The 15,635-nt window shown below is 34.9% G+C and carries 19 protein-coding genes; 13 read left to right on the top strand and 6 right to left on the bottom strand.

Translation table 11 applies throughout. The annotated features are described in order from the left end of the window. Positions 1–575 precede the first annotated feature (575 nt). The gene (locus tag CFPG_RS04935) at positions 576–1,631 is read right to left on the bottom strand and encodes a replication initiation protein (RefSeq protein WP_041572608.1); all 1,056 of its coding nucleotides are present in this window, start codon (positions 1,629–1,631) and stop codon (positions 576–578) included. Between the two features lie 786 nt (positions 1,632–2,417). On the opposite strand from CFPG_RS04935, the gene CFPG_RS04930 reads away from it, so the two are divergent. The 5 genes from CFPG_RS04930 (at position 2,418) to CFPG_RS04910 (ending at position 6,076) form a co-directional block, all read left to right on the top strand. After that, positions 2,418–2,642 (top strand): hypothetical protein, encoded by a 225-nt coding sequence (locus tag CFPG_RS04930; RefSeq protein ID WP_041572607.1) that lies wholly within the window; start codon positions 2,418–2,420, stop codon positions 2,640–2,642. 30 nt (positions 2,643–2,672) lie between these two features. Further along, the gene (locus CFPG_RS04925; protein ID WP_265348093.1) at positions 2,673–2,939 is read left to right on the top strand and encodes a type II toxin-antitoxin system YoeB family toxin; all 267 of its coding nucleotides are present in this window, start codon (positions 2,673–2,675) and stop codon (positions 2,937–2,939) included. A gap of 1,174 nt (positions 2,940–4,113) precedes the next feature. Continuing rightward, positions 4,114–4,536, top strand: coding sequence for an HU family DNA-binding protein (locus CFPG_RS04920; RefSeq protein WP_012572957.1), 423 nt, complete (start codon positions 4,114–4,116; stop codon positions 4,534–4,536). Between the two features lie 162 nt (positions 4,537–4,698). Next, positions 4,699–5,328 (top strand): hypothetical protein, encoded by a 630-nt coding sequence (locus CFPG_RS04915; protein WP_012572956.1) that lies wholly within the window; start codon positions 4,699–4,701, stop codon positions 5,326–5,328. Between the two features lie 415 nt (positions 5,329–5,743). Continuing rightward, positions 5,744–6,076 (top strand): hypothetical protein, encoded by a 333-nt coding sequence (locus CFPG_RS04910; protein ID WP_265348091.1) that lies wholly within the window; start codon positions 5,744–5,746, stop codon positions 6,074–6,076. Between the two features lie 108 nt (positions 6,077–6,184). On the opposite strand, the gene CFPG_RS04905 is transcribed toward CFPG_RS04910, so the two are convergent. The 5 genes from CFPG_RS04905 to CFPG_RS04885 form a co-directional block, all read right to left on the bottom strand. Beyond that, positions 6,185–6,808 (bottom strand): recombinase family protein, encoded by a 624-nt coding sequence (locus CFPG_RS04905; RefSeq protein ID WP_012572954.1) that lies wholly within the window; start codon positions 6,806–6,808, stop codon positions 6,185–6,187. Positions 6,809–8,045: 1,237 nt separating this feature from the next. Beyond that, complete coding sequence (locus tag CFPG_RS04900; RefSeq protein WP_041572584.1) at positions 8,046–8,249, bottom strand: hypothetical protein; 204 nt, start codon at positions 8,247–8,249, stop codon at positions 8,046–8,048. A gap of 57 nt (positions 8,250–8,306) precedes the next feature. Then, entirely contained in the window at positions 8,307–9,452 is a 1,146-nt protein-coding gene (locus CFPG_RS04895; protein ID WP_265348090.1) for a hypothetical protein, read from the bottom strand. A 19-nt stretch (positions 9,453–9,471) separates the two neighbouring features. After that, positions 9,472–9,858, bottom strand: coding sequence for a hypothetical protein (locus CFPG_RS04890; RefSeq protein ID WP_041572605.1), 387 nt, complete (start codon positions 9,856–9,858; stop codon positions 9,472–9,474). A 201-nt stretch (positions 9,859–10,059) separates the two neighbouring features. After that, entirely contained in the window at positions 10,060–10,410 is a 351-nt protein-coding gene (locus CFPG_RS04885) for a hypothetical protein (protein WP_012572951.1), read from the bottom strand. 277 nt (positions 10,411–10,687) lie between these two features. Between CFPG_RS04885 and CFPG_RS04880 the strand changes: the two genes are divergently transcribed. The 8 genes from CFPG_RS04880 (at position 10,688) to CFPG_RS04845 (ending at position 15,402) form a co-directional block, all read left to right on the top strand. Beyond that, the gene (locus CFPG_RS04880; protein ID WP_012572950.1) at positions 10,688–11,344 is read left to right on the top strand and encodes a hypothetical protein; all 657 of its coding nucleotides are present in this window, start codon (positions 10,688–10,690) and stop codon (positions 11,342–11,344) included. A gap of 276 nt (positions 11,345–11,620) precedes the next feature. Continuing rightward, the gene (locus tag CFPG_RS05730) at positions 11,621–11,794 is read left to right on the top strand and encodes a hypothetical protein (protein ID WP_265348089.1); all 174 of its coding nucleotides are present in this window, start codon (positions 11,621–11,623) and stop codon (positions 11,792–11,794) included. Positions 11,795–11,997: 203 nt separating this feature from the next. After that, complete coding sequence (locus tag CFPG_RS04875) at positions 11,998–12,369, top strand: hypothetical protein (RefSeq protein ID WP_265348088.1); 372 nt, start codon at positions 11,998–12,000, stop codon at positions 12,367–12,369. A gap of 252 nt (positions 12,370–12,621) precedes the next feature. Next, entirely contained in the window at positions 12,622–12,810 is a 189-nt protein-coding gene (locus tag CFPG_RS04870) for a hypothetical protein (RefSeq protein WP_041572604.1), read from the top strand. A 55-nt stretch (positions 12,811–12,865) separates the two neighbouring features. Beyond that, positions 12,866–13,147, top strand: a complete 282-nt coding sequence (locus tag CFPG_RS04865; RefSeq protein WP_041572603.1) for a hypothetical protein — start codon at positions 12,866–12,868, stop codon at positions 13,145–13,147. Between the two features lie 96 nt (positions 13,148–13,243). Then, positions 13,244–13,717 (top strand): hypothetical protein, encoded by a 474-nt coding sequence (locus CFPG_RS04860; protein WP_012572948.1) that lies wholly within the window; start codon positions 13,244–13,246, stop codon positions 13,715–13,717. A 471-nt stretch (positions 13,718–14,188) separates the two neighbouring features. Beyond that, entirely contained in the window at positions 14,189–14,407 is a 219-nt protein-coding gene (locus CFPG_RS04850) for a hypothetical protein (protein ID WP_265348087.1), read from the top strand. A 710-nt stretch (positions 14,408–15,117) separates the two neighbouring features. After that, positions 15,118–15,402, top strand: a complete 285-nt coding sequence (locus tag CFPG_RS04845) for a hypothetical protein (RefSeq protein ID WP_041572600.1) — start codon at positions 15,118–15,120, stop codon at positions 15,400–15,402. Positions 15,403–15,635: the final 233 nt, after the last annotated feature.

Here is a 15,635-nt window from a genome sequence, read left to right as displayed (position 1 = left end):
TTGATAAAAATTTAATACACAAATATGATAAAAATATAGAGTATTAAATAAGTAAGTTTACTCTTCAATAGAGTATTAAATAAGTAAGTTTACTCTTCAATAGAGTATTAAATAAGTAAGTTTACTCTTCAATAGAGTATTAAATAAGTAAGTTTACTCTTCAATAGAGTATTAAATAAGTAAGTTTACTGTTTAACTTTAACAATCCAACTTATTAATAACCAGTTATTTACAACTGATTTTTTTACAAGTGATAAGTTATATCAATAATAAGTTAAAACAATCATAAGTAGATTGTAGCAAATTTTTAAATAATCAAAACCGAAAATCAAAACATGGAACCTAAACAACTAAAAAGAAAAATCACCCCTACTTTCGGCGACTCCCCTAAAAAGAAAAGATTGATAGATGTGTTCTATTCCTGTTGTAGGAATGCCATACGAGAACAGGATCCTATTTGACGCAAAATAAGCCTCATAGACGATGTTGTTGTAACGAATACGTAGAATTTTGTTGCCAAACATAGAAAATGCAAGGAGGATACATTAAAATGCGAAATACAGGAACCCTAGATCTTATGACAACTGTTTCAGTTTTTCATTCACCTTTTCTATGTTCCCCTTGCATGATTGAAGCAATTTGGCTAGATATGAATGTCCTCCATTCTTCAACACAACATCCGTCAGCCTTACTAGATCGTCTCCAGAAAAGCCGAACATGCTTCTTAAAACAGTTCGAACACTGTTCTGTTCATCACTCTCTGACAGCTGTTGTTTCGTTTCTTGCATAGGAGAAATATTATCCATCTGTTCTGGGTGATATACGGGAGTGATAATGATCCCTATTACTTTCTTATTGCCTCCTTTTGGATTATGTTTTTTCTCGTACTCCAGTTGGTAGGTAAAACTGAATGTTCCTTTCTGATTCAGCTCTTTCATAGCTGTGTCAATTACCCGTGTGAGGAAGTTATTCGTTTTCTTGTACTTATTTTCTACCCCAAGCAGAGTTCTTATATTTTCCATGTTGTAGTGTATTGAGTTATTCTGTCCTTTGAGCAGTTCATAAAACCGCTTAGTATAGATACTTCTGAATGACATAATAGCCTCTAGTTCCTTCATCTGTTCTTTATAGGGAAGATGTAACAATGCCTCATATACCTCCTGATATAGACGAAGAGTTACAGTACGGTTGGATTGAGACATTCTTGGTTTGAGAAGAAGATGGATAGTAGTCCATACCCCTTCGGCTTCATAGTGGATTGTACGCTTCTGCAGTTCATCTAGAGATTTTTTTATCTGCATTAAATCCTCTCCGTCCTTCAAAAACAGAGCAATATCCACCTCTCCATTTGGATTTTTCCTAAGAAAAGAATCCATGTGTTGGTCTTCTTTGTCTAGTTGTATGCATTCTACCAATCTATATAGGACATTTTTCTCTCCTTCAGAGAAAGGACGTTTTGAAGCTGATAACAGATAGGACTGAATGAATTCGCTGGGGAGCAAAGATTCTTTTGGGAATAAAAAAGGAAGGTCATTCGCAATATTCGGATTGACCTCTTTCATGACCTTAGCTTCTACTGGTTTTTTCCTTCTAGTGAAGAACAACAACAACCAATCTTTCAATGTACCCATAATTTATAAAGATTAAACAGGTTATTTACCTAAAATAGGTTCAGTAAATCTATATCAAAAACCACAAAGAAAAGAAAATCTATTATAGATGTACCTATAAAAGTAGCAATTGGTAGTAAGATTTGACTTAATTGTGGTCCTAGCCTTAAGAAAAAGCTGTAGATAATTACAACAAGTACTTATATATGTAGTTTTACATTGTTAAGTATTATGAATATGGTGTACTGTGTGATTTAGATTTAAACCTTTTTAGTTAAAGTTCTTCTTCAACGATAATTATCAAAAAAAATATCTGTACGGATGGAGTTGTAATCAATATCCTTTTGATATAACTGGGAGAAATAGGATGAATAAAGACTGCAGAGACTAATCATCCATCCTGATATAACAGGTTTTTCAAGAAAAAGAAAAGAATGGAAAATATTTATTATTTAATGATGAACACCATATGTGTACCCATAAATAGAAGCAATAAATAGGCATTTTGATGTAAAAATGTAGCAAAAACCACAAGTACAGATAGTAATAGACTGTGAAAATCGGATAAAATGTAGTCCTACATAGATAGAAAGGCTGTAAGTAAATACACCTATTATTAACATTTGTATCTAAACCTTATAAATTCCCGTATAACTTCAAGTTTTACTTTAATCCACTTCTTCTGTAAAAAGAGTAATGAATAATATACCTATCTTTAATAATGCATGCTATATAAACTTTAAGAAGTAACAATATCATGGGAATAGTAAAAGAGAGAACGGAAAAAAAACGGATAAGGATTATCAATTGAATATTGACCCCAATCTTTTACCGATTGATTTAGATATGAAGGGAAATACTGAAACAGAAAAAGAAGATCCGTACTTGTATTCAATGGAAGAGCTAGATCGAAGAATTGAGAAGACTCGTCAAGAAGACCGAGAAGGGAAATGTACCATTTGTGATGAAGTATTTATGGAAAAGTTGGATCAAATGATAGCAAGAATGGAGGCAAGAGAAAGAGAAAAGTAATGTGAATGGTAAGGAAACTTATATTGTGAGATTGTCCTCAGATACTATAGAGGAGTAGCAAGGCATGAAAAAGATAGTAATCCATCTTGTTTAGATAGAATCAAACGTATGCTAAATGATTTAGCTATTAACCCTCGAAGATATGGAATTGGAAAGCCTAAACATTTAAAACACAGTGTTGGAGATGTTTGGTCTCGCAGAATTGATGAACGCTACTGTAACTGTATGGTATACGAAATAGAAGAACCAGGCAAAGTAAGGGTAACTAATCTTTGGGGACACTATGATGATAAATAAAGTACGATAATTTTTATTACCTTCGGACTAGCAATTATTTCCAAATTTATTTTTTGCTCTTGTCAGGAGAAGTCAGCATAGTTTTGCTGGCTTTTCTTGTTTTATTTTAAAGATTTCTATATTCGTTCCTTGTTTGTTCATCGAAGACAATGGTGGCGTGGAAGTTATGATAGCTTTTCCGCTTCTTTGTTGTTAGATCTATCCTTTTAAATTAACCATTACCTTCCTCAAGTATCAAAGTCTATTTCAAAAAGCGAAATAATTTCAGATCTTTGGACGAATTCTAATGAATAGAATGTTACCCTATATCGTTTTTGCTGATGGACGATTGTTTTATTGAAATAGAAGAAGATAGAGGCTTATCCCGCGATGAGTTGATCAGTCAATGTAACTTTGACAAGCTTAGGGATTCCTTAGTCATCACGCCTAACACGAAACAACAGGTTCGTTTTAAGTCCTGGCAACTTAAACTCTTTCTCAATGATGACTACTCAAAAGGATGCAGGTATAAATACAGTTATGCAGAGGACACCTTTGATCCGATTAGGATTAGGAAAGGGAAAAAATAGTTCCATATTTTAGCTCTCTGTGTACATCACAACGACAAATAACTGTAAAAAAAATAAAAAGGTATAGAGTATGATGGAAGAGAAGAAGAATTGCAAGCTAGAGTTCTTTGACAGCCGTTGCTGTTCATTTTGTTCTCGTACTTCAGAGTGTCATGTGTTTGACCGTATGCTAAGAAAATATGAGAAGAAGCTGTTTGTATCCTAAATTAACTACTCAATCGCTATGCTTTTGGAATGGATTATTATTGTTGTGTTCGTTATTCTGGTGATCTGGTTAATCATTAAATGGTAAAAGCCAAGTTAAGTACTTAATTTGATATGTTTAAATCTCCTTGTAAAGAACGGAAAGCCTGCTATGGACACTGGGACCCATCGTGCAACGGAGAACGTTCCGATTGTCCGTGTATAAATAGATGCCCTAATTATACAGCAAGAAGAGATAAAATATTAAAGCTCTTGAAGCCTTTCACTATGCTGATGACATGGTTTAAGCGTCTACCAAAAAGAACCATCGTACAAAAACGGAACAAGGCATCAACTGACAGCAGTTAGTTATAGTTGTATATTCAAAATTTTAACCTTAATTAATTTAATCTAAAAAGAAGATGGATAAAGTCAAGATGAATGCTGGAGATATCATCAGGAGTGCATCACGAGCTTCTGGGTACTCTCGAAGAGTGGTGAAAGAGGTCTTTCAGCAATGCATAGAAGAGATGAAAGAAACACTACTGTCTGGGAAGAGGGTAAGTCTTAAGGATTTCCTGTCTCTTACTCTCGGTGAATATACAGTGAAACCATCTGGAGTGATTTCTCCTTCACTGATTGGTATCCATCCACGTGTAACGGCACATTTATATAGCCAGTATAAGAGAACGATCAGAGAGAATGGACAGGCCCTACGCGATGCTATTTTAGCACGTAAGGAAGCTATTCAGAATGATCCACTTACTAAGAGAAGAATTGAACAGTTGAGTAAAATAAATCCTTCCATCAAGAAGAATAAAAAGAAGCGTGTGAAGAAAGCTTAGAAAGGATAAGTTAAGAACGAATGAATGAATTGTAAGAAAAAAAATAGATATTTGAACAATCAATTCTGCTAATTGTTGGAATAGTAAAAGACCAGCTTGAGTATCGTCATTAGACGATCTATAAGTAACTTATCAAGTTAACATGAAACACAAAAAAAACGTATGAAATACAAAATATTCCTAATGCTTTTTCCTATTCTTACCATTATTGCATCGACTGTTCCTTGTGAAGGTCAAAACAAATTAGTCAAAAGTCTATCAAAACTAATGGAACAAAGAAAGATATATGGATGGGATTTTGAAGAAAAAATAAGTCTTCTTGATGGAGAAGGAATTAAGAATGAGATAGTTGCTATTGCAAAAGAATGGAATACTTTAACTCATGATTTATTACACTGGTTTGATAAAAGAAATGAATTAACGGAAAGCACAGTAAAAGTTATTGATAAAATTGATAATAGAGAAATTCTCTATTACAGGAATAACGAAATAAGTGACATCTTCAATAGAAGAAAAGCATTAGACAAAGAACTTGACTCTTTTCCTTTAAGAAAAGATGAGATTCGCAACAGACAAATTATTGTTGAATGTGCATTGGAGAGACATCCAAGCCTGCAAAATTTTATTTCTTCTGAAAGTAGAGACAACCTATCAAAAGAAATACAAAATTATAAAAACATAATAATCAGTATAAAAAGTGGCAACGGACCGTCTATTCTATATTATGAGAATATAGAAAAGGAGTTTGACAAAAAAGTGAATTTACTTGCAAGGACTACTCTTCAAAATTAGGAGAGATTTTAATGATAGTTGACTGGAAAATATTGTCTTATCATTCTATTTCTAATAACGATAACGTTTTTATCTTTATCAACTTTATCAAGTATTTTTAATTTGTATGTTCTGTTTGGATTTTTACCGAATAGGAGTGCGTAAATAGCAAAACTATTTTCATAATAATATGGGAGCGGTATGGAGTGAATGCCTTATCGCTCCTGTGTTTTATACGATGTAGTACAAAAAAAAACTCCCCGAAATTGCGAACGGGGAGAACAATGGGATTAGCCTTTTGTTTTTTACTGGAATAGATACAGCAAATGTATCTATTTTCATTTGATTTCTAAATCAAGTAAATTTGTATCGTTCGATCTTCTAGACAAAGAATGATGCTAATTAAAGTGTTAAACTAAAAACAATTGTTATGAATATGAAAGCAAAAAAACTATTAACCTTGGTCTTTTTCTCCGTTATCTGTTTTGGAGTAGGAGCTAAAGTAGCAAAAAAAGAAGTAAAACCTGCAATCCTTCCTGCACAGACAGAAGAAGTGAAAAAGGAATCTCATCATCACTGTCATGGATTCCAACTTTTGGGTAAGCATTTTACTAAGACACAAAAAAGCTACGAATCTCTAGCAGACAAAGATCTCTATGTTGTGTTTTTTGAAGACGACACATTTGCCATCTACAAGAAGGGTGTAACGGATATGGAAGGGATCGCTTCTGATAAAGAAGTAACGTTCATTGAGCTTGTGAAAGAATAAACGCATCTCTTCTCAGAGATAGATACACTAGACTGAAACTGGTCTGTGTAAAACAAGTAAAAACAGAACCGACAGGATTTTTCCTGCCGGTTTTTCTTTGCTCTTTAACTAACATTGAGCCAGTGTTAAATAATGATTTCTTGGCTTATAGCATAAATCCTTTCTGTACTGTCTCACATAACGGGTAACAGTCCGCCTGTGTACATTGTTCTGTCTGGCTATCTCGTCAATGGGAAGAGAAAGATCAATTTCCATCGTTTCCTGTAGTTTTTGAGGTCTTCCCCAAACAAAATCACCATCACTCTCTGCCTTAACTCGCAGATAAGATTCTTTAGTCCTTGCACAGTTTAATCCTCTCTCAATCTCGGCTGCTATCGTATGGGCAAATAACATGACCTTGCTGTTGAGATCATTAGTCTTGAAATAATAGTTTTGTTTGACTGCAATAAAATTGCATCCTTTCTCATTGCAGAGCATATTGATGTTACTAATTACATCCATCATGTTGCGTCCAATACGGGATACTTCACTTACAATTAGGGTATCACCCTTTTTAAGTTCGTCCATAACAGAGGCAAGCTTTCTATCTTTTGCTCTCACTTTACCTGAAACAGTTTCTTCGAAAACACGGTCAATCGTCATTTGATGTTCTTCCATGTACTTCTCTATCCCCATCATCTGATTGTTTACATCCTGATGGCAAGTACTTACTCTTAGATACACAACATTCATACATTCGAGGGTTTTAATAGTTAGACTTGATATTTATAATTACGAAACACATAAATTGCTATACTTGCTATAGTATATGTAAAAAAATAAGGAATAAGAGCGTATAACAGTGTTTTTTAGGGTTCTGACAATATGACAAGCGAGTGTTTTGACAAAAAGCAAGGTTTTTGTCAAATAGGGTAAAAAAAAGAGAAGAAAATGCCCTAACACTAAGATAATCTCAGAAAAAAATCTATCTTTGAGAAGAACGTTTTATTATGATGTTTTTTTCTTTAAGTTGAGAATGGGCAGAAGCAATTTTGCCCTTTTTCATTTTAATCCTTCCAGATCATCACTTCTACTTATAGCCCTTACTTGTAAATGTGCATACCTGCTTCCGGTCTTCCCCTGAAATATCTCCTGAGTAATGTCATAAAAGAAGGAGCTATACGACGATAGCTCCTTCTTACGAGAATAAGTTATGTTGCTATAATTCTGTATGCAAGCTAATCATTTATTGTATGTCTTGCATCATGGTCTGTTCCATACTCCTTAACGTACTTGTCAAGCCATTGATATCATTAGAGAATGATTTAAACACGCTATCCATCTCATTTGCTATAGCAGTGCATTGTGCATTGATCTTCTTTACTAGCTCTTCCATACTCTTAGTGTTTTAAGTTATACATTCATTAGTTGCAAAAAGATAAAGGCAAGCCTAAGCCTGCCCTTATCAACGAATATTTAACTTGTGTCTTTATTGTCTTCATGATGTCTACGTTTTTATCCACAGGCAACGTGCTTGCTAAAAAAACAAAAAAGACTAACAGTCTCCCTACCTGACACAACAACATTGCCAACAGCATGCTACACGCTATATGTGCTGGGCAATAAAACAGCTAGGCAATCAAGAGTGGTCAATAATGTTGATATATATCAATCGACAAAATGCCTTGTTTTCAGAGTTGTCCAAAAAATAGTTTTTCCTGTTTCTAATGTCAGTGAACCTAAGTACGTTTATCCTGTCGGAAATCAAAGGAAACCCTTTTAGTGTAGCTATGTGCGGGCGGTTTCCACTTTGCTGATGCTGTGGGGTGTTTTTGTCCGCTCATTTCTCACACGTACTACTTAATATTGTGAAATAAGGCATAGGGGGGCTAGTATGAAATACCTATGAAGGTAGGGGGTGTGTTTATTTAGGAGGGTTACCCTGAGGCTTTCGCTCTCTCAGGAATACACTATATTAATATAGTGTATATCAAAAGTTTATATCAAACACGCTGTGAGACCTATTCTCTACATCTTTTTTTTCAATGAGTGAATGTAATCTGTCTATTTCTGTTTGCAAACGATTATCCAAGTACTCAATCTTATCTAAAAATTCTTTTACTCCGTATTTATTCATTGCTCCCATCGAATGAACATAATCAACTTGCTCTTTATAAATGTTTCTGTAAGTCATAATCTTTTTATTTTTGAGCTAAAAAAAAACTACAATTTCTTATCATGGTTTGTGTTCTTATACGAACGATTTTTCTGTGTTATAGACTTCTTCAAGACAGAAACCATAGTCTCCGGCATTCCTACATGTTGACCCATTTGCACAAAAAGAGAAATAATACCTACGTGTATGATCTGTCTTGCGGTTCTGCTTACTGTCTAGTATCTCTCCCATGATCTGGTCTATCTGACCATCAGCAGAAGTAAGAGAATCATCTCCTACAGCTACCATGTAGATATTCCTTGATGGGATATGAACAAGAACGAAGTAGGCACGGATCTCTTTCCCTTCTAATTCTTTGGGAAAGTTCTCCTTCAAGGCCCTGCGGTAGAAAGCAAGAGTGTAATGATCACATGTATTATAGATCTGTCTCATCCATTGACTTACAGGTATGCGAATAGGCTTTACTTCAAGAATGTATACACAGTCATCCAGAACAACAATGCGATCTATCTTGCATTTTGCAGGTAGTGTACCACCTTTGGTTAGTCCAGAGGTGGCTGGAACTTTTATATCCCAGTAAATCTCCTGTTCTGCATAGATCTCTTTTCTGGAGAAGGGATCATCCTCATAGTCCATCAGAGTACTATAGAGGGCGTTGTTCTTGCCTGAATCCAAAAGATCATTGAGTATCTCACGATTAGCATCAGATATGGGGATGCGACTTCCAAAGGCACGGATATCCTTGATCAGGCTTCTGACGTTTTTCCCCAACCATCGTTTCTGGGCTACATTGGCAATCATAGAATCATACATCCCATAATGTTTGAGAAGAACACTGCAAGCTGTCTCCAGATCAAACTCTTTCATGGGATCATCATTGATGGCAGCTATCTCTATGGCTGCTGATATGTATTCTTCAGATTTATCTCTGAGTTTGCCAGAGAGATACCAGTAGCGTTTGCCGAATGCTTCATGGTCTAAGACTAGGTAATCACGAACCATCTGACTGACCTTGTCCGGTGTCTTTCCTATCTTTGATTCCCCTTTGAAGCATTGCCAAAAGAGCATCTCATCCTCTCTCCATCGACTAAACAGTTCACCAGAGAGAAGATGAGTTGCACTCTGATAATCATCGTAATGTTCATTCTTGGGAAAATGGAACAGTCCTTTCTGCTCTTTTTGATCTGTAGCTATATCTTGTTCTGTAGTATTTGTTTCCATTACTATTATATTTAGTAGGTTAATGAATTCGATGCTGACCATGACGAAGCTCTTTCTGGAACTTTCCAAGCCACTTCTTCTCTCTATCCAATGGAATACGCAAATCTCCTCTGATTAGAAAAGGAATAACTTCAGGCTTGTAGTTCTGTTTGAAGGACTTTCTTTTCAAGTCATGACGACCACGTTTGATTAACTCTTTCTCTATGAGCCAGCATATGGCATTATTCCATTCATTTTCTTCAGGAAGGAAAAGAATTCCCTGCTTTTGACAATATATCTTCTTTAGATCTTCCAGATCCTGTTTATCGAAGATCTTGCCTTGAACAGCAACCATTCTTTTGACAATATCTACCAATAATTTAAAATCAATTGAATCTTTCTTCCTATTTATCTTTCTTTTGTTCATGATGAATAATGCTTTAACAAAGATAGTGTAAAACATTGACTATAATGGCATTAATAACATGAATAACAAAAAAAAAGAGGGACAGAATTGCTTCCGTACCTCTCTCAAAAAAAAAATTACTTATTACTAATAATGGAAAAAGCTCAGTGAATATAGAGATTATGTACTAAAAACATTCAAATTATAATAATATTCAAATTATTAGTCTCCACTATAATATGTTTTCGTTGTATATACATACCTTTCAGGTGGTATACCATTTGGATCATTCACTCCTTTCCAATAGACTGGCGCTTCATGTTTACATTCTAATCGATAATCGTAACCCAATTCTAAATCATAATATATCGTTCGGTAAATCTTTTTACCATTTTTACCACTGTATTCGCCATAATCTTTGCATTTGCTCAATCCGCTATCCCAATGAGAGATTATGCCCATTGCAGTTGCCTTTACTCCGAAACAAATAGTGAAAAATAACAGGGGTATTAGTAGTTTCTTGGTTTTAGCCGATACATATGCATTCATAATTTTTTCTTTTATTATTTCCATATTTCCATAAAGTTGTTTTACAACTTTATATGTCCAGCGAAGTTAGCATTTAATATGTTGAGAAACATCAATTCTTACATCAAAAAGAACAAGAAGAAGCGAGAGAAGAAAATCCAGAAAAAACAAATAAGAATGAATATATATGTGAAATATATATTTAGAGTGATTTTTTTACTTTTACTAGAGATAGTAAAAGATTTGATTACTTTTAACGTTTTATTAGACATTGATTGCAAGATTTACGACTTGTAGAGTTGTAAAATGGTACACATAACATATGAATCATAAAATATTTTTTGTACTCTTTCCTATTCTGACTCTTATTACAGCAACTATTTCTTGTAAAAATTGGAGTAGTGAAGAAATATTAGTATCACCAATACCGGAATCAAAAGTAATTTTTCTTAAAGAGGGGGAAAATCTTAAAGATGAGATAACTGATCTTGAAAAAGAATGGAATACTTTAACCCATGATATTTTAAGCTGGATTTGTGAGAGAAATAAACTAACGAATGACATGGAAGAAGCTATTCGGAAAATTGATATTAAAGAACTCATATTTTATAAGAATAAAGAAGAAATAGATGATATCCTTGGCAGGAGAAAAAAATCAAGCGAAGAAATGCAAACTTTTGTTCCAAGAAGAGATAAACTTCGTCAAAGACAAGTTGTTGTTGAATACACATTGCAAAAATATCCAACCCTGCAAAACTCTGTTTCTGACGAAAAGAATAATCTTTCAAAAGCGATACAAGAATATAAAAAGCTTATAACCTCTATAGACTCAACCCTGGTCCTGATGCCCTTCATGAAGACAGAAAAGAAGTTTAATAAAAAAGTAAAAAATAGTCTTTTAATCATGAAGATAGAGAAGAAACCTAATAAAAAAGTAAAAAATAGTCTTCTAAGGTACATTCCAGGTTTGGAGGAATAGTTGTTAGCTGAATAAATGTTGAGAATAGCAAAAGTTTTTTTATTACGACAGTGGGGACGGTTCGGTGTAGTTTATACCTTACCGTTTCTTTTTCTTTGATTCAATAGATTATATTTGGAAAACAAACAGCGATATATATCAGATAAATTTAACATACAGAAGATTTAATAGATAAAAAAATAAATTTGTTTATCATGGAAAAAGAAAAATGCCCTAAAGAAGCCCCTTGTAAAGACGATCCTTGCAAGTGCAACTAATATTAAAATCTACAGATCTATGAAGAAATTGGTCTTAACAACCATCCTGTCTTGTAGTATCCTTTTTGCTCAAGCTGGAGTGTGGCAAACAATCAAGGATATAGCATCCACAGCTTTTACTGTTGAGTGCGGATACCTCTTACTTAAGTATGCAGATGGCAAGGGAATAATAACGGTTCCTATATTTCATTGAGAGAACTAAGCCTCTTAAATGAATTAGAAAAATACTTGGCATACTAAGTTTTGGTAAGTCTTGCTTCCTGTTATGTATATGTGAATAGCAGTAATCTTAATGTTTGAGTTTCGCATATTATGAAAAAACTACTCAATACAGTACTACTAACCTTTGTTTTCTTAGGCTTCGGGTTTCACTTAGCCAATGGGACGAAGATCTATATGATCCATCCTGCGCCTCCTGCACTAGAGACAACGATAGATAGAGCTTGGTTTTGGGATAATGAGCTAACTATTAAGATGACAAATGGAAGAGAGTTTTATAATAAGTCAGAATGGGTACGTGCAACATACTATGCAAAACTTGAAGGCTCTAATGTAAAAATATTACTCAAGTGGCTCAATGACAAGAACAAAGATGGTGATGACATTAACGGAAAGCATGTCTATAATTTGCTTTATGCTTTCTTTACTGAGTGTGGTGCCAATTTTACTCCATACTATTGCTATTATGAAAGATGTTACCGTGATGCATATTCTTGGACAAGCTTTACTCTAGCTCAGGCAGATGTTGAATCAATTAAGATAGAATGATAAAAAAAGTATAATACTGTCTCTGCTTGTTCTTATCTGCTTCTCAATGAAAGCATATAAGTATGCTGTAATTGATATAGATAGTAGGCTCTTTTCCGTGCATTACCAATGTAAACATAGCATATATGGACAAATATGAACGTCAAGCTCCTGAAATATAATCTATGGCAACTTGTGTTGTAAGGGATGTAAGTGCAAATGTTGACAAATTGATGATGAATATTTTACTGAATATCATGCGAACAAATATATATGAAACCGGAAAACGTTCAGGAAATAATAAAATCTGTCCATGTAGTTTCAGTTTCTAAATATTTGCTGAGTACTCAATATAGGAATGCAGACGCTGATGTATGGCACGTTAAGGGACAAGAAAACGGCAAAATACCTACAGATGACACAGTAGTGCTCGTAAGGAGAGAAATGCCAATATTTAACTAATCTTGAATTTTACTATGATTTTCATCATACTCCTCGTATTCAAAAGAACCATATCATGAAGAGATACCTATTGAGCATATTACTTGCCGGTGTGTTTTTGCATAGTTTTGCAGATCCACATCAGCCTGATCCTAATGAGAAGAAGGATCCCAACTACGACTATTATTACGAGTACAACGATGGTATGCCTAAAGTTCTAAGGGAAACATATTACTGGTGCAGCAAATATGTTGCTGTCTATAGCACTTACTTAAGTGTTAAGTGGATAGTGACAGACTTGGTACATCACTTTAAGAAGCCACCTGTACAAACACCCGCAGCTGGGAGCGGACAATGAAGAACTATTATCACTGCTGTTTTTCTCTGTATTGTTTATCAATATCTACTTTGAGAACCTAAACTACTTATTCAGGTAATTTAATTTATACGTAGAATGCTCAATATCCTCATATTAATCTTCGTCTTCCTAGGCTTTGGGTTTTACCTAGCCTACGGCTTTGGGTTTTGCCTAGCCTACGGAGGTAGCACATGGGTTGAAATAACATTCAGAGACGGATCAAAAATACGTCAGGAAACAGAGCATACAGGCTATACAACTTTTGGCATTGTCAAACATAATGGACAATCACGAGGAAATGTCGTACATGCACTATGTATTCATGACTGGAACGGGTCTATTTCTGGGTTTAGAGCTACAAAAGAGACTTATCAGGAACTCGTAAATAAAATAAATGCTAAATCCACTCAATCCATAATTGAGTGGGATTGCCATGAAGGCAGTGTTAACGGATGGAATGATCTGTGGCTTGACCCTGCTAATATAACTAGGTTAGAGAACTGGTGGGGAGAATATGTTGAGATAAGACTAGAAGGAAGACGTTTAATAATAACACCACGCAGACTATGAAAAGGCGATACTAAACACTGCTATTTATCGTGTCCGCTGTCTTATCATACGGGAATACACTTATAACTATACAGTTCAAGAATGGTGGTGACACCTTTACATACCTTTATGACGTTGATACAAGAGTTACAGCCACTTTCTTCTCTCTTGCAAAGTGTCCATACGAACAACAATGTGCAGGTCTTAAGCATTTTCCGCCATTAGCGGAAAGAGAATGGATGATTGGCGACAATACTATGTGGAGCGATAAAGCTGAAGCACAATATAGAGCCTTGTTAGATATACAACAAAACCTTTCGCTCAAGAGGATATAGAGATAGCGTATGGAAAGTATATTATTTATATCCTATTTTTTTATGTGGTGTATGGGAACAAGCTGTCTATTTTGACGCAAAAGATGTTCAGTCTGTAAACGTAAACTACTATGGATAACAGCGAAGTATGAAAAAGACATGTGCCATATTTCTATTCTTGCTAGCTCCGCTTGGAGCTGGTGGAACGGTAATCCATATGCGTCATCCAGCACTAGCTACAACGGTTGAGATATCTTGTGTTTGGAACAACGAGATATGGATCAAGATGGAGAAGACAGACAGAGAATTCTATGAAAAGTCAGACGTTTTTGACGTAACGTACGATGCATGGCTTGATGGTCCAAACGTGGTAATACAATTAGCTTGGGTTGGCTAGAAAGAGTCAGAAGGAGATGTCAAAGGCAAAGCTGTGTACAAAAAGCTGTGTACAATAAGCTTAATGCGTTTCTTAACGAATGTGGGTTCCTTTTACTTCGTGGTTTCGCTTTGATACGGCAAGTATTCTTTCCCACGCAATTGGGGACACTTTTTTTGGATAATCCCACAAGAGTATGTAAGAGATGTAACGATAGACTAAACGACAATGAAGAAACTACTAACATTTATATTTTTCGCAGCATTCTACTTTGTGGTATGCTCTGGAATGCCACTTAACGGATAGAAGTTCTGGTTTAAGTTTGATGATGATCCAGTTGAGTACAAATGGGACAGTGAGCTCGGGTTTGGATTGTGTGCAATGAAGTTGGACAATACTTTGTTTGTTGACAGATACAGGATATGTGATACATTTTTCTGGAGTGCATCTAACTATGAAGATTGTGTAAAAGAGTACAGGTCATTAGTAAATGCAATCAACTCATGGTCTTATGGCAACATGGTGATATAACTCATTCTAGATGATGAGAAAAAGGAAATTAATCTTTACATTACCAAGATCATTACCAAGATCAAGGCAAGATGTGGAAGGATAAGATGATTATTCCTTTCCATATAAATGAATAAACAAATAAAATAAGTACTATGAAAAAATTATTGACAATAGTATTCTTCGCAACAGTTTGAGTTACTGTATGCAGTGGACGTGTGATGGTATGGCCTACAAGTACATCACAACATGACGATCTATGGCGTAAGAAACGTCAAGCTTCTTCAGATCCAATAAACCCATATCCAAATACAGGCAGTCATCAGTCAAGGACTGATTTTGTATTGGTTTATGTTCCGTATGGAGATTTAACAATATACGAGTCATATAGAATTGATTCCAACATAGACGACGATACCTATGAGAATTGGTATAAAAAGGGAGTTAGAGATCGTGATGGGATAAGAGATTCTGATTTTGTATGGGAATTAGTATATACAGGCTAAAACTAAAAAGAGATTGTTGGATGCCGTAATCATATTATTTGTAATATGAGGCTCCTATGGAACATTTGAGATGTCTGCAGCAATGAGTTATAAAAGCTCTGTAAAGTCAGAGATGATGGCCACTCATCATTATGGAACTTTAATGTATGGTGTTCCGTACTACCTATCTATGGATCCAACAGAATACGAATACATTTAAAGGAGCTGATGATGCCACATGCACACATGATAGG

The organism is Candidatus Azobacteroides pseudotrichonymphae genomovar. CFP2, assembly GCF_000010645.1.
Lineage (GTDB): Bacteria > Bacteroidota > Bacteroidia > Bacteroidales > Azobacteroidaceae > Azobacteroides > Azobacteroides pseudotrichonymphae.
Note: the sequence above shows the minus strand (reverse complement) of the source record. Positions and strands in the feature narration are given on the sequence as shown.

Excerpts from the sequence above, each read along its gene's own strand:
- CFPG_RS04935 (WP_041572608.1), bottom strand. The coding sequence starts at position 1,631 with ATGGGTACATTGAAAGATTGGTTGTTGTTGTTCTTCACTAGAAGGAAA.
- CFPG_RS04920 (WP_012572957.1), top strand. The coding sequence starts at position 4,114 with ATGGATAAAGTCAAGATGAATGCTGGAGATATCATCAGGAGTGCATCA.
- CFPG_RS04915 (WP_012572956.1), top strand. The coding sequence starts at position 4,699 with ATGAAATACAAAATATTCCTAATGCTTTTTCCTATTCTTACCATTATT.
- CFPG_RS04910 (WP_265348091.1), top strand. The coding sequence starts at position 5,744 with ATGAAAGCAAAAAAACTATTAACCTTGGTCTTTTTCTCCGTTATCTGT.
- CFPG_RS04905 (WP_012572954.1), bottom strand. The coding sequence starts at position 6,808 with ATGAATGTTGTGTATCTAAGAGTAAGTACTTGCCATCAGGATGTAAAC.
- CFPG_RS04900 (WP_041572584.1), bottom strand. The coding sequence starts at position 8,249 with ATGACTTACAGAAACATTTATAAAGAGCAAGTTGATTATGTTCATTCG.
- CFPG_RS04895 (WP_265348090.1), bottom strand. The coding sequence starts at position 9,452 with ATGGAAACAAATACTACAGAACAAGATATAGCTACAGATCAAAAAGAG.
- CFPG_RS04890 (WP_041572605.1), bottom strand. The coding sequence starts at position 9,858 with ATGAACAAAAGAAAGATAAATAGGAAGAAAGATTCAATTGATTTTAAA.
- CFPG_RS04885 (WP_012572951.1), bottom strand. The coding sequence starts at position 10,410 with ATGGAAATAATAAAAGAAAAAATTATGAATGCATATGTATCGGCTAAA.
- CFPG_RS04880 (WP_012572950.1), top strand. The coding sequence starts at position 10,688 with ATGAATCATAAAATATTTTTTGTACTCTTTCCTATTCTGACTCTTATT.
- CFPG_RS05730 (WP_265348089.1), top strand. The coding sequence starts at position 11,621 with ATGAAGAAATTGGTCTTAACAACCATCCTGTCTTGTAGTATCCTTTTT.
- CFPG_RS04875 (WP_265348088.1), top strand. The coding sequence starts at position 11,998 with ATGATCCATCCTGCGCCTCCTGCACTAGAGACAACGATAGATAGAGCT.
- CFPG_RS04870 (WP_041572604.1), top strand. The coding sequence starts at position 12,622 with ATGAAACCGGAAAACGTTCAGGAAATAATAAAATCTGTCCATGTAGTT.
- CFPG_RS04865 (WP_041572603.1), top strand. The coding sequence starts at position 12,866 with ATGAAGAGATACCTATTGAGCATATTACTTGCCGGTGTGTTTTTGCAT.
- CFPG_RS04860 (WP_012572948.1), top strand. The coding sequence starts at position 13,244 with ATGCTCAATATCCTCATATTAATCTTCGTCTTCCTAGGCTTTGGGTTT.
- CFPG_RS04845 (WP_041572600.1), top strand. The coding sequence starts at position 15,118 with ATGGTATGGCCTACAAGTACATCACAACATGACGATCTATGGCGTAAG.